Genomic DNA, 12,737 nt, shown 5'->3' on the forward strand with positions numbered 1-12,737 from the left:
AAACTAACGATCGTTAGGTTAACGACCTTGTCCGCCACTCCGGCCAAACTGGCGCCCTGGCTGTTCGCGGCGGCCTATGGCGCCACGGTGATCGAGGCGCTCTACCAGGCCCAGGCTCTGGTGGCGGTGGCCAATCTGACGCTGGCGCTGTTTGTGGTCATCGAGTTTCGCCGCGTGCCTGCAATACCGCGGCTGGTCGGCAGCCTGCTCATGGCCCTGGGCCTGGCGGCGGCGCTGACGGCCGGAAGCGGTGAGGCGTTTGCCACCGCGGCCAAGGCCTTGTGGGACGGCCTGGGGCGTACGCTACCCTTCCTGGTGCTGTTTGGCGCCGTCGCCTGGCTGCAGGTGCCGGCCGGCGAAAGCCCCTCGCTGGGCGCCATCCGCGACATGGTGGTGGCGCAGCCGCCGGGCCGGCGTTTCGCCTTCCTGGGCACCGCCGCCCACGTCCTGGGCATGGCCTTCAATCTGGCCGGCATTTCGCTCTTGTCGGGCATGGTCAGTCACCAGGAAGACCGCGCCTTGCGCCGCCGGCTGGGCCGGGCCATGGCCCAGGGCTTCGCCACCAGCACCTGCTGGTCGCCCTTTTTCGTCGGCGCCGCGGTGATCCTGGCGCTGCTGCCCATGGTCGCCTGGCTCGACGTGGCGCCCTACGGCATCGCACTGGGGGCGATGCTGGTGTTCTTGAGCTGGCTCATCGACCGCCTCGGCCGGCCGCGCCGGGCGGCGGCACAGCCAGCCTCCCCCAGTGCCGGCGTGCCGGCCCGGGCCTGGCGGGGCACGGCGACGATTCTGGCGCTGCTGTTCGCCGGCACCCTGGCTCTGGTCGAGGGCTTCGGTTTCTCCATCCCCATTGCACTCGGCCTGGTGGCACCGCCGCTGGCGCTGGCTTGGCGCGGCCGCATAGCCGGGCCGGGCCGGGCGCTGGCGTCGAGGCGCGACCTGTCCTGGCAGGTGGTGGGCGCCTTCGCCAGCCTGCGCAGCGAGGCGGTGCTGTTCCTGGGCGCCAACGTCATGGGGGCCGGCATCGCCGCCATCCTCGATCCCGGCGCCGTGGCCGCCGCCCTGGCCGCCAGTGGCCTGGGCGCCAACACCGTCATTCTGCTGCTGGCCTGGGGCTTCCTGTCGGCCGCCGCGCTGGGGCTGCACCCGGTGATCATCGGCACGCTGATTCTGACCACCTTGACGCCGGCCGATTTGGGCCTCAGGCCGGAGCTGCTGGCCTTGATGCTGATGGCGCTCTGGGGGCTCGGCACCAACGTCTCGCCGGTCTCGGCGACGGTGCTCTACCTCTCGCGCCTGACCGGCGAGAACAACCTCACCGTGGCCTGGGTCTGGAACGCGCCCTTTACCTTCGCCGCCTCGACCACGGTGGCGGGGTTCGTGATTTTTCTGCGCGCCGTCTGGTGAGGCTCAGAACCCGCGCAGGAAACGCGGGCGCAAGGGAATGGCGCCGGCCATGGCGGCGCCGAGCTCCGCCAGCAGGCGCTCGCGGTCGCGCGGCAGGTTGCCGGCCAGCGCCAGGCTGTTGGAGGCATGGTTGGAGCGGAAGATGACGGGCCTGGACGGCTCCAGCAAGCTCAGCAACAGCGCCTGCTCGGCCAAAATCGCGGCGTCGTCCTGGAACTCGAAGGGCGCCTTCTGGGCCGCCATGAAGTCGGCCGCGGCGCCCTCCTCCAGGCCGAGCTCCAGGGTCGAGAGATAAGTCGGCGGTGCCTGGTTGACCAGCTCGGCCGTGCCTTCGATGTGCTGGCGCCAGTCGGCCCGGCCGCCAAGCCCCAGGATGACCGTGGCCGAGACCTTGAGCCCGGCCTCAAAGGCGCGCTCCAGCGCCTGCGCCAGGGTCTTCTGCGAGGCGCCCTTGCGGATCTTCTTGAGGATCGGCGTGGCGCCGGATTCGATGCCGAGATAGACCAGCGAAAGCCCCGCCCTCTTGAGGGCGGCGAGTTCGTCTACCGACTTGTCGAGCAGGTTCTTGGGCGTGGCGTAGACCGAAACCCGGGCCAGGTCGCGAAAGTGTTCCCCCAGGTGGTCCAGGATGGCGTGCAATCGTCCGCAATCCAGGCCCAGGGCGTCGCCGTCGGCCAAAAAGACCCGATGCGCCTGCGGCCAGTCGGCAGCCGCCGTATCGATGTCGGCAAAGACCTGGTCCGGCTCGCGCTCGACGTAGGTCTTGGTCCTGTACATCGAACAAAACGTGCAGCGGTTGAACGAGCACCCCAGCGTCGCCTGGATGATCAAATTCGGCCCCTCGCTGGGCGGCCGGTAGAGCGGCATGTCGTAGGTGACGGGCATGGAACGGCGGCCTTGCTACTCGACCTCGAAGATCGCCGCCGTGGCCACGAAACCGCCGTCGACCGGCAGCGTGTGCCCGGTGATATAGCTGGCCCCTTCGGATGCAAGAAAGGCCACGGCGTGGGCGATTTCTTCCGGCGTGCCGTAGCGCCCCAGCGGCATGTTGCGGTGGTAGATCTCGCGCGTCTTGTCGCTGTGCACGCGGTCGGTGAGCGGCGTGTTGACGGGCCCGGGCGCGACGCCGTTGACCGTTATGCCGTGGGGCGCCAGTTCGATGGCCAGGGTCTTGGTCAGGCCCACCACGCCGTGCTTGGAAGAAACGTATCCGACGCGCCCCGAGACGCCCTGCAGGCCGGCCACCGAGGCGATGTTGACGATGCGCCCCCAGCCGGCCTGGATCATGCCGGGCGCCACCGCCTTGGCCGAGCGGTAGCTGCCGGTCAGGTTGACCTCGATGATGCGCTCGAATTCCTCGGTCGTCTGGCGCAGGAAAGGCGTTTGCTCGCCGATGCCGGCGCAATTGACCAGCACCAATGGCGGCGCCACGGGCGCTATTTCGTTGGCCGCCACCACCATGGCGTCGACCGAAGCCTGGTCGCAGACGTCGACCACGCAGGCCGCCGCCCGGCCGCCCGAGGCGGTGATTTCCGCCGCCGCACTGGCGGCGATGTCGCCGTCCATGTCGGCGCAAAGTACCGCCAGGCCGTCGTTGGCCAGCGCCGCCGCCATGGCCCGGCCCAGGCCGCCGCCGCCGCCGGTGACGATGGCGGACTTTTTCGCCGCGCTCATGACGCCACCATCCCGGCGATGAAGTCCTTGAGCGGCTGGCCTATTTCGGCGCCCAGGGCCGCCGCCGCCTGATTGACATGCGAAAGCATGCCGTCGCCGTAGGTCGAGCGGCCGTCGCCGATGCGGGCGCTCATGGCGGCCACGGTGGCGGCCACGATGTTGCGCTCGTCAAGGGCCGCCAGGCGCGAGAACCCGATGCCGTCGGCACCGCCGCCGGCGTCGTTGTAGAAGGCGGCGAAGGCATCGACCATCAGGGGGGAACCAACCTCGCCGCCCAGCAGTGCGCCGTGGCTGCCGGTGACGATGATGCGCCCGGTGTCTTGCGCGTAGACCAGCGAGGCGCTGTCGACGATCACGATTTGGCGCTGGCCGGCGGCGGCCGGCAGCTCGCTGCGCGCTTCCTCGTAGGCCGGCACGGGCTTTTCTGCGAGTTCGGCGGCCTGAAGTGCCTCGGCCGCCGCCCGCGAAGTCATGCCGACCGTGACGCCGAGCTCAGCGGCCAGCGGATTGGCGAAGCTGATGACGCCCCGCGTTGCCATGTCGCGGCCGTTGCCGATGCGCGCCGTCATGGTGTCGACGGTGGCGTAGGGAATGGCCAGCTCCTGGCAATAGGCGCCGCCGCCGATGCCGGCCTCGTCCTTGCCCCGGCCGGCGTCGTTGAGGATGACGCCGCGGACGCCGGCCTTGCAGGCCAGGTAAGCGGCATAGACGCCGCCGTGCGAGCCGCCGATGAGCACGTTGCCGGGGCATTCGTCACCCAGCTTGGTCACCGTATCGGCGATTACGATGCCGTCTGCGATGATTTCGTTGGCCATGAATTTTCCGCTCCGTTTCCGCCCCCGAGACGCCCCAATGCCGCTATTGTGGCGTCTGGGCGGGCGCCGGTCCAGTTTGGCGATTGCAGGCCGCACAACGCCTTTTGCTGGCGGACAAAGCCAACAATATCTTGAAGGATGAACCATGCCGGATCGCTTGAAAGCCAAGGTCGCCATCGTCATCGGGGCGGGCTCGAGCGGGCCGGGTTGGGGTAATGGCAAGGCGTCGGCGGTGCTTTTCGCGCGCGAGGGCGCGCGGGTGCTGGCGGTCGACGTGAACCCTGAGGCGGCCCGGGAAACCGAGGAAATCATTGCTGGCGAGGGCGGTGATTGTACGGCCCACACGGCCGACGCCTCGCTGGCCGCTGACGTCGAGGGCCTGGTCGAAGTTTGCCTCGAGCGCTATGGGCGCATCGATGTGCTGCACAACAACGTCGGCATCGTCGAACTCGGCGGCCCGGTGGAGATCGCCGAGGAGAACTGGCAGCACTTGCTCGACGTCAACGTGAAAAGCGTGTTTCTGGCCTGCAAGTACGTGCTGCCGGTTATGGAACGTCAGGGCAACGGTGCCATCATCACCATTTCCTCACTCGCCGCCATCCGCTATCCGGGCTTCCCACAAGCCTCCTACACGGCCTCGAAGGGTGCCGTCATCGCCCTCACGCGCAACATCGCCCTGCAGTACGCGGCCAAGGGCATTCGCGCCAACTGCATCCTGCCCGGCCTTCTCAACACGCCGATGATCGTCAAGCCGATGCGCCAGGCCTACGGTGGCGACCACGACGAGATGATAAGGCAGCGCGATGCCCAATCGCCGACGGGCAAAATGGGAGATGCCTGGGACATCGCCTACGCCGCCCTGTTCCTGGCCTCGGACGAAGCGAAGTACGTCAACAGCGTCGTGCTTCCCGTCGACGGCGGGCTCTCGGGCCGCTTCGCCTGAGCTTGGAACCGCAACCCTGCGCGCCGCTCAGTCCAAATAGCGGGTGGCCGGTGAGTCAAGCGGCTCATAGACGAAGGCAATTCCGGTGGCGCCGTCGCGGACCTCCCGTCACGGCGCCCAAACCTCGTCGAGCAAGCGCAACCAGTTGAGGCCGAGGATGTTGCCGATCCGGGTCGCCGTCCAGCCGGCCCGCTCCATGGCCGCCGTCAGGTTTGGAAAGTCGCCGATCGTCGAAAAGCCATCGGGGAACTTGATTTCGTCGAAATCGGTGAGGGTACGCGCATAGCCCTTGTCCCGGGTGAGCCATTCGAAAAACGATCCGCCGTGGCCCTGGGTGAAGTCGGTGCCGATGCCGATGCGGTCTTCACCGGCGATATCGATGATGTAGTCGAAGGCTTCAATGTAGTCGTCGACGGTGGAATCAGCGCCGCGCCTGAGGAACGGCGGGAACATGGTGACGCCGATGAAGCCGCCGTGATCAGCGATGAAACGCAGTTCCTCGTCCGTTTTGTTGCGCGGGTGCTCTTTTAGCCCCGCCGGCAGGCAGTGGGTGTAGGCGACTGGTTTCCGGGAGGCCTCGATGACGTCGCGGGAGGTGACGGAGCCAACGTGGCTGAGATCGCACAACATGCCGACCCGGTTCATCTCGGCAACCACCTCGCGACCGAAATCCGACAGACCGGAATCAATCGACTCATAGCAGCCGCTGCCGGCCAGGTTCTGGGTGTTGTAGGCCACCTGGACGATGCCGATACCCGCATCCTTGAAGATCTCGACGAATTCGAGGCGGTCCTCGAAGGCGGACGTATTCTGGAAACCCAAGACCACGGCCGTCTTGCCCTGCTCCTTGGCGGCGCGGATATCGGCTGTCGTCCGGGCCTTCAGAATCAGATCGTCATGCTCCTGGAACCAACGGTTCCATTGCCCGATGTTGACCATGGTGTCATGGAAGCCCTCCCACACCGAACACGTGCAGTTGGCGGCCGTCAGACCGCCCCGGCGCATATCCTCGAACACCTCGCGGCTCCAATTGGAAATGATCAGCCCGTCGAATACGACGGCATCTTCATGCAATTCCACGCCCTTCATCTGATTCCCCAGTTCACTTTGTGTGCCCGAACACCCTGTCAGAGATAGATGGTTCGCACGATATCATCATGATCGCCTTGCAATGACTTTACAAAACCGCCGTCGCTGACGACGCCGTCCCGCAAGATGATACGACGGTCGGCGATCTTGAAGGCGGGGGCGGGCGTGACGCAATCGATCAGAAAGTAGGAATGGGGGACGTGCACCTCAGCTATTATGGCTGGACGCTTGCCTTGGCCGTCTTGGTCCTGTCGATGCTCGGTTTCGGCGGCTTGGGCCCGGCCGGCCTCGCGGAGGTCTGGGGGAAATGGAAAGTCAGGAAAGCAGGGCGAAATGAACAAACCCGAAGTCCCCATCGAAGTCGATCCGCAGACCGCTACCTGGTCGGTCGATGGCGTCCCCATGATCCTGGTGCCCCGCCACTTCTGGGTCGCCGTTCACAGGGAAACCGAGGCCGCCTTCGGGGTCGAGGCCAACGCGGATATCCTGTTCAAGGCCGGCTATTGGGCGGCCCTCGAGTGGTGCAAGAAGGAAGCCGGGACCCATGGGCTCTCCGGTACCGCGGTGTTCGAGCATTACATGAAGCGGATGACCCAGCGGGGTTGGGGCCGCCTGTCTCTTCTCGAGATCGACGCCGAGGCTGGCAGAGCGAGGGTGCGTCTCGACCATTCGGCGTTTGTCGCCGAATACGGGCGCGACGGCGGGCGCAGCGTTTGCTACATGTTCACAGGCCCGCTTTGCGGCGGCATGAAGTTTGCCTGCGCCGACAGCGACCGGCCGAGGACCTTGCAAGCGCGCGAAGTCCAATGCGCCGCCAACGGCGCTGATTACTGTTTGTTCGAGGTCGAACCGGCAGAATAGGCCCCGGCAATAGGCCGTGACCGGACCCGGCCTCGCCGTCCTGGCCGCCGCCAGCCGCCGCCACATCACGATCTTTGCCGCCCTCGCCCGGTTTGACTCAGAGGGCCAGCATGCATGTTGGCGGACATTCGGTTTGCCAGCCTGAAATTGGTGGCTCAACGTTGGCCGTCGACGACGACAGGGATCTTCTCTGCGGCCGAAAACCGATAACGCGTCGCTCGTCGAATATCCCTGCTTTGTTCAATAAACCAAATCTGCCTCATAGGCGCGGACGTCAGACGGATTTCAGGATGTGGTAGGCTGCCTCCAGAGGAACGTGCTCAGGGTTGAAGAATGTCAGGACACGATTACGCTGGTGTTCGCGCGGACAGTGCCAAGTAAAGGAAATGGCTGGCAGGGAAAGGCGAAGGCGATGAAGGGGAAAGCGAACAAATTGGGCACGTATGTCGGCCTTCGCCGGCTGGGCTTTCGGTGCCGGAGGTACAGCGAGCATGCTTGGGACGGGGCTGAATCGACGTCATCGGCCCCAATCGCCGACGGGCAAAATGGAAGATGCCCGGGACATCGCCTACGCCGTCTTGTTCCTGACCACGGACGAAGCGAGGTACGTCAACAACGTCGTGCTGCCTGTTGGCGGTGGGCTCTCAAGCCGCCTCGCCTGAGCTCGAGTCCGAAGACCTGCGCGCCGCTCAGTCCACATACCGGGTGGCCGGCGAGTTCAGCAGTTCCTTGACGAAGGCAAATCCCGTGGCACCCTCGCGGACCTCGCGCTCCAATCGCGCCTCGTTGGCCTTTACCCCCTCGAGCGCCGCCAGCACCTCGTCGATATTGGCCCGGGGCACCACCACGACGCCTTCCTCGTCGCCGATCAGCAAATCGCCGGCGGCGACGGCAACGCCGCCCAGCACGATAACCAATCCAACCTCGCCGCAGCCATTGGCAAAGGGCGAGTTGGCAGAGAGCCCCATGGCATAGCACGGCACGCCGGCCTCCAGGATGCCGGCCCTTTCGCGCACCAGCCCGTCGGTTACGATGGCCCCGAGCCGCCGGTTGCCGGCCATACCGGCGAAGCGGTCGCCGATCACCGCCGTGCCTTCGAAACCCGCTGCCGCGATGGCGACGACGTCGCCGGGCCGGGCCAACTCGAGGGCGGCCAGCGCCGCCAGGTTGTCGTAGGGCCCGCACCAGGCGGTGATGGCCGGTCCGACGAAACGGCTGGCGGGATCGAGCGGCTTGACGCGGTGGTCCAAGGCGCCGCGGCCGGCCTGGGCATCGACCACCATGGCGGTGGTGGCGCCCGCGAAGGCCTTCAGCTTGGCTTTGGAGGGACGGCGGAAGTTGCGGCGAACGGTCAGCAAGGGGGGTCCTTCGATCATCTGCGGCTTCTCCTGATCGTGGCTAGAGCATGTCAATAGTCGCCAAAGCTGATGCCGGCCGCCATGAAACCGCCGTCGACGTCGAGCACATGGCCATTGACATAAGCGGCGTCTTCCGAGGCCAGAAAGAGCGCCGCGGCCGCGATCTCGGTGGTCTCGCCGTAACGCCCGAGCGGAATCATGCGCAAATAGACCTCACGCGTTTCCGGCGTGTGGCCGGCCCGGGCAGTCTCGGTATCGACGGGGCCGGGGGCAATAGCGTTGGCGGTGATGCCGAGAGCACCGAGTTCCATGGCCATTTGTTTCGTCAGTTGGATGACGGCGCCTTTGGAGGTGCCGTAGCTGGTGCGGCCGAGGCCTGCCCTCTGGCCCGATATCGAGGCGATATTGATGATCCGGCCCCAATTGCGGCTTGCCATGTCGCGGGCGGCGGCTTGGCCGCAGAACAATGCGGCGCTCACGTTGACCGCCATGACCCGTTCGAAAACTGCCGGTTCGACGTCGAGAAAACGGCTCATCGGCGCGATGCCGGCGTTGTTCACCATGATGTCGACGCGTCCGAAATGCTCGATCGCACGCTCGATCATGGTCACGCAGGCCTGGTATTCGCCCACGTCGGTCTCGCTGGCAATGGCTTGCGAGGGCAATTCGGTTGCCGTCGCCTGGGCCGCCGCAAGATCGATGTCGGCACAGACAATGCTTGCCCCTTCGCTGGCGAAGGTCCGAGCAATCGCCTGGCCTATGCCGTTGCCGGCCCCCGTGACGACGGCGACCCTGTCGGCCAGTTTCATAGCGTCCTCCGTATCCCGCCAGGAATCGCCCCTGGCGCTGGATTAGAAAAGTCGCGGGGAGGTTGCGATACCCCCCCGCGACAAGCACTGGGCAAGCAGCCCGGCAATCGCCGGTTCTTACTTGAGGTAGCCCAGATTACCCCAGACCGAGTACTGCTCGCGGAAGGTCTGGTAGGAATCCCAGACGCGCTTGACATCCTTGTCTCCCGCGGCCGCTTCATTCATGACCTCCTTCCAGGCCGCCTCCAGCTTGTCCAGAGACTCCTGAGGCCAGCCATGCACCTGCACACCCTTGGCCTGCATGCGCCGGATGGCGGCGTATTGCAGTCCCTCGCCTTCGGCGATGGCCAAGGCGACGTTGGCGTTGCAGGACGTCTCGAGGATATCCTTATGCCATTGCGACAAGCTATCCCAGGCCTTCAGGTTGATGTCGAGGTGCTGCAGCGTTGCCTGCTGATGCCAGCCGGGGAAGTAATAGTGCTTGGCGATCTGGAAGAAGCCGAAGCCCTCGTCGACCACGGGCATGGAGAACTCGGTGGCGTCGATGGTGCCGCGTTCGAGCGCCGGATAGATGTCGCCGCCGGCGATCAACTGGGTCGAAACGCCGAACTTTTGCAAGACCTTGGCGCCGAAGCCGCCAATGCGAAACTTCATGCCTCGCATTTCGTCGATCGACTTCACCTCTTTCTTGAACCAGCCCGAGGATTCGGGTGGGAAGATGCCGCAGAGAAGCACCTTCAGGCCGAGGCGTTTGTAGAGTTCGTCATGCAGGTCCTGACCGCCGCCATACTTAAGCCAAGCCAGGAATTCCCCGGGCCGCGGGCCGAAAGGCACGGCGCCATAGAAGGTCAGCGCTTGTATGCGACCGGCGTGCAGGGAGGCAATGCTCCAGGCTACCGGCACCGCACCGGAAGCGACGCCGTCCAGGTAATCGAAGGCCGGCAGCAGCGCGTTCGGCTCATAGAACTTGAGCCGGAACTCGCCTTTCGACAACTTCCCGACCATGTCCACGACCCGCATGGCGCCACTTCCCAGTATCTTGAGCTTACTGGGAAAAGCCGAGTGCATTTTCCAGACCACTCGCTCCGCCGCCTGGCCACCGCCAGCCAGGCCGAACGCCAGAACGGCGGCCAAAGAGGCAGCCAGAACCGATCCTGAAATACTATGCCTTGCCATCTGATTTTCTCCCTTGTGATATTTTCACAGCGCCGCGATTTGCGGCGAAAGAGTGATGTTTACCACGCTGAAAATCGTGCCTGAGCTATTTTGACGTTACCTCCAATCTCCGTCGATAAGGGTGTGGTATTTGTCGCTGTTCGGCAGGAGGGTAGAGTGCCTCCGACCGGCAAACTTCGACGATTTCGTTCTCCCACATTTGTGCTATTGAATTTCATCAGTCGAATACCTGGTTGGGCAGCCACATCGCGATCTGCGGAAAGGCCAGCACCAAACTCAAGCCAATCAATTGCAATGCCACGAAGGGCACAATCCCACGATAGATGTGGCGCATGGTGACGGAGGGCGGGGCGACGCCCTTGATGAAGAAAAGCGCAAAGCCGAACGGTGGCGTCAAGAAAGACGTCTGCAAATTCACCGCAATCAGAATAGAGAACCAATAGATGACTTCGCGGCCGGCGATATGAGTGCCGAAATCGAACTGTTCGACTACCGGGGCGAACACAGGAAGAACGATAAGGGAAATTTCTATCCAGTCGAAAAAGAACCCGAGTATGAACACGGTAGCCATCAGAAGCACCAGGACGCCCCATGAATCGAGTCCTGTAGCGTTGATGGCGTTGACGATGATTTCATCGCCACCGAGCGAGCGAAAGACGTAGCTGAAGGACGACGCGGCAATCAGGATGAAAAAGACCATGCCGATGATGAGCGAGGTGCGATCCACGACATCGCGTAGAATGGCTCCGCTTAGATTGCGATTGACAATTGCCAGAATTATCGCTCCGGCGGCGCCGACGGCGCCCGCTTCGGTCGGCGTTGCGACTCCTCCGAGGATGGAGCCGAGCACCAGAAATATGAGAAAGATCGGCGGCAGAAACCCCTTGAACACCAGTTCCCAGGTTTGGCGCTGGCTTGCGGGCATTTGCTCCAGCGTCAAAGCTGGCGCCAAATGCGGCCGCCAACTCGTTACGACCACGATATAGGTAGTGTAGAGTCCGGAGAGTATCAGGCCCGGGAACACCGCGGCGGCAAACAGGATGCCCACTGAAATGCCCAGAAGATCGGCCATGATCACCAGCATGATGCTGGGCGGGATCAAGATGCCGAGGCAGGAGGACGCGGCGATGGTACCGGTCGCCAGTTCGGTGTTGTAGCCCTGGCGCAACATGGGCGGCAGCGCCAGAACCGCCATCATCGTCACCGAGGCGGCTATGATCCCGGTGGTGGCCGCCAAAATGGTACCCATGAACGTGACGCCAAGCGCCATGCTGCCCGGAATTCGTCGCATCAAGACCTGCAGAATATGCAGGAGGCTGTTGGCGATGCCCGCCCGCTCCAGCATGGTGCCCATGAAAACGAAGCAGGGCACCGCCACCAGCACCAGATTATCCGCTGAGCCGCCCCAAATACGAGGGATGATATTGAAAAATTCGATCGGTGAAAACAGACCCACAAACCAACCGATCATACCGAAGGCCAGGGCCAGACCGCCCAGAATGAAGGCTACCGGAAAGCCGGTAAACAGCAGCACCGCGAGAGTGATGAACATGTATACCGGTAGATAATCTTCCCAGTAGAACATTACTGATTCCCGTTCGGCCGACCCTCATCGGGTGCCGTTTCTCCGCTCTCTACCGGCGGATTTGAATAGTTCTTGGTGATGGCACTAAGCTCGGCCGCCTGGCGCAACGTCACGGGGCCAAACAAGTAGACGGTGGAGCGGAGAAAGGTGGCGACGCCTGCCATCAAAGCCAGCACGAATCCAGGCAGCAGAAAACTCTTGATTATCCATCGGTGCTTAAGACCAGTGAAGGATTGCGATTGCTCATCGTACATCCACGACCTTTCGAGAAAAGGCAAGGTTAGATAAATGAGCAACGCGGCGAAAGGAATGAGAAAAACAAGGCAGCCAAGAAACTCTATCCAGGCCTGCGCCCTCGGCGAAAGTCCTTCACGTATCAGATCGACGCGAACGTGACTGTTGCGAACGTAGGCGTATCCAAGCACCATCAGAAACAGAACCGTGTGCAGATGCCATTCCCAGTCCTGCAGGTGTCCAGAGGATATGTAATCGAAGGCCCAACTGTTGGAGATCAACTGTTGGCTCCAATAGAATTTTCGCGTCAGGATATCGAAGATGATAATGGCGATGAGCGGAACCACGACCCAGCCGCCGAGGCGCCCAAAAAAACGGATTATTTGTTCCAGCTTGGTGGCAATAACCAGCAAGTACCGCATCGTTTTAGGCAATATGTCCCTCCCTGGTGATGGGATGGACAATGCCAGAATACGCTCCATCCACGGCCGGAAGTGCCAGGCCCTGCATGGTGCTATTGTTGCTGTGTTTCATACCAAATTCTCACTTTGATGGTACGGTTTCCATGGATTTGGAGGCTATCTGGGGAATGTCGGCTGAAAGGCGGTTGGCTTCATTGCGTAATGCCGGGATAAGCACAGTTTCAATCCGCCCTTGCCTCATCCGGTCGTTGATCGCGCCAATTGCGATCGCGGCGACGAGACGGCCGGATGCGGTTATTATGGGCAAGCCTACGGCACTCATTCCCGGCACCACACCGCCACTGTTCAAGGCATAGCCGCGGTC

At 63.4% G+C, this 12,737-nt stretch carries 14 protein-coding genes; 3 read left to right on the forward strand and 11 right to left on the reverse strand.

All coding sequences use genetic code 11. The features are described 5' to 3' along the window. Positions 1-27: 27 nt before the first annotated feature. Entirely contained in the window at positions 28-1,407 is a 1,380-nt protein-coding gene (locus QGG75_01575) for a hypothetical protein (GenBank protein MDP6065935.1), read from the forward strand. A gap of 3 nt (positions 1,408-1,410) precedes the next feature. Here the strand turns inward: QGG75_01575 and QGG75_01580 are convergent, their stop codons facing one another. Genes QGG75_01580 through QGG75_01590 form a run of 3 tightly spaced genes read right to left on the reverse strand, consistent with a single transcriptional unit; the run spans position 1,411 to position 3,896 of the window. Continuing rightward, positions 1,411-2,292, reverse strand: coding sequence for a radical SAM protein (locus QGG75_01580; GenBank protein MDP6065936.1), 882 nt, complete (start codon positions 2,290-2,292; stop codon positions 1,411-1,413). A gap of 15 nt (positions 2,293-2,307) precedes the next feature. Then, positions 2,308-3,081 (reverse strand): 3-oxoacyl-ACP reductase FabG, encoded by a 774-nt coding sequence (gene fabG / locus QGG75_01585; protein ID MDP6065937.1) that lies wholly within the window; start codon positions 3,079-3,081, stop codon positions 2,308-2,310. Then, a complete protein-coding gene (locus tag QGG75_01590; GenBank protein MDP6065938.1) occupies positions 3,078-3,896 on the reverse strand; it encodes a hypothetical protein in 819 nt (272 codons plus the stop codon). Before QGG75_01590 ends, fabG begins: the two co-directional genes overlap by 4 nt. A 145-nt stretch (positions 3,897-4,041) precedes the next feature. Here QGG75_01590 and QGG75_01595 point away from each other — a divergent pair, with 145 nt between their 5' ends. Further along, a complete protein-coding gene (locus QGG75_01595) occupies positions 4,042-4,839 on the forward strand; it encodes an SDR family oxidoreductase (GenBank protein MDP6065939.1) in 798 nt (265 codons plus the stop codon). A gap of 108 nt (positions 4,840-4,947) precedes the next feature. Here QGG75_01595 and QGG75_01600 read toward each other — a convergent pair whose 3' ends face one another. After that, positions 4,948-5,928, reverse strand: a complete 981-nt coding sequence (locus QGG75_01600; protein ID MDP6065940.1) for a dipeptidase — start codon at positions 5,926-5,928, stop codon at positions 4,948-4,950. 38 nt (positions 5,929-5,966) lie between these two features. Continuing rightward, on the reverse strand, positions 5,967-6,269 hold the full coding sequence (locus tag QGG75_01605) for a hypothetical protein (GenBank protein MDP6065941.1): 303 nt from the start codon (positions 6,267-6,269) through the stop codon (positions 5,967-5,969). Here QGG75_01605 and QGG75_01610 point away from each other — a divergent pair. Beyond that, positions 6,262-6,789 carry a DUF5943 domain-containing protein gene (locus QGG75_01610; protein MDP6065942.1) on the forward strand — a complete coding sequence of 176 codons (528 nt, stop codon included), beginning with the start codon at positions 6,262-6,264 and terminating at the stop codon, positions 6,787-6,789. The two genes, QGG75_01605 and QGG75_01610, sit on opposite strands and share 8 nt — an antisense overlap. Positions 6,790-7,478: 689 nt before the next feature. On the opposite strand, the gene QGG75_01615 is transcribed toward QGG75_01610, so the two are convergent. From QGG75_01615 to QGG75_01640, 6 genes are all read right to left on the reverse strand, one after another. Next, positions 7,479-8,165 carry an RraA family protein gene (locus QGG75_01615; GenBank protein ID MDP6065943.1) on the reverse strand — a complete coding sequence of 229 codons (687 nt, stop codon included), beginning with the start codon at positions 8,163-8,165 and terminating at the stop codon, positions 7,479-7,481. Between the two features lie 32 nt (positions 8,166-8,197). After that, entirely contained in the window at positions 8,198-8,956 is a 759-nt protein-coding gene (locus QGG75_01620; protein MDP6065944.1) for an SDR family oxidoreductase, read from the reverse strand. 117 nt (positions 8,957-9,073) lie between these two features. After that, on the reverse strand, positions 9,074-10,132 hold the full coding sequence (locus tag QGG75_01625; protein MDP6065945.1) for a TRAP transporter substrate-binding protein: 1,059 nt from the start codon (positions 10,130-10,132) through the stop codon (positions 9,074-9,076). 217 nt (positions 10,133-10,349) lie between these two features. Further along, entirely contained in the window at positions 10,350-11,717 is a 1,368-nt protein-coding gene (locus QGG75_01630) for a TRAP transporter large permease subunit (protein MDP6065946.1), read from the reverse strand. Further along, positions 11,717-12,373: a TRAP transporter small permease subunit gene (locus QGG75_01635; protein MDP6065947.1), complete on the reverse strand. Its 657-nt coding sequence runs from the start codon at positions 12,371-12,373 to the stop codon at positions 11,717-11,719. The genes QGG75_01630 and QGG75_01635 overlap by 1 nt, the downstream gene beginning before the upstream one ends. Positions 12,374-12,494: 121 nt before the next feature. Beyond that, a partial coding sequence (locus QGG75_01640; GenBank protein MDP6065948.1) for an IclR family transcriptional regulator C-terminal domain-containing protein occupies positions 12,495-12,737 on the reverse strand: 243 nt, incomplete at its 5' end.

It is taken from the genome of Alphaproteobacteria bacterium (assembly GCA_030740435.1).
GTDB lineage: Bacteria > Pseudomonadota > Alphaproteobacteria > UBA2966 > UBA2966.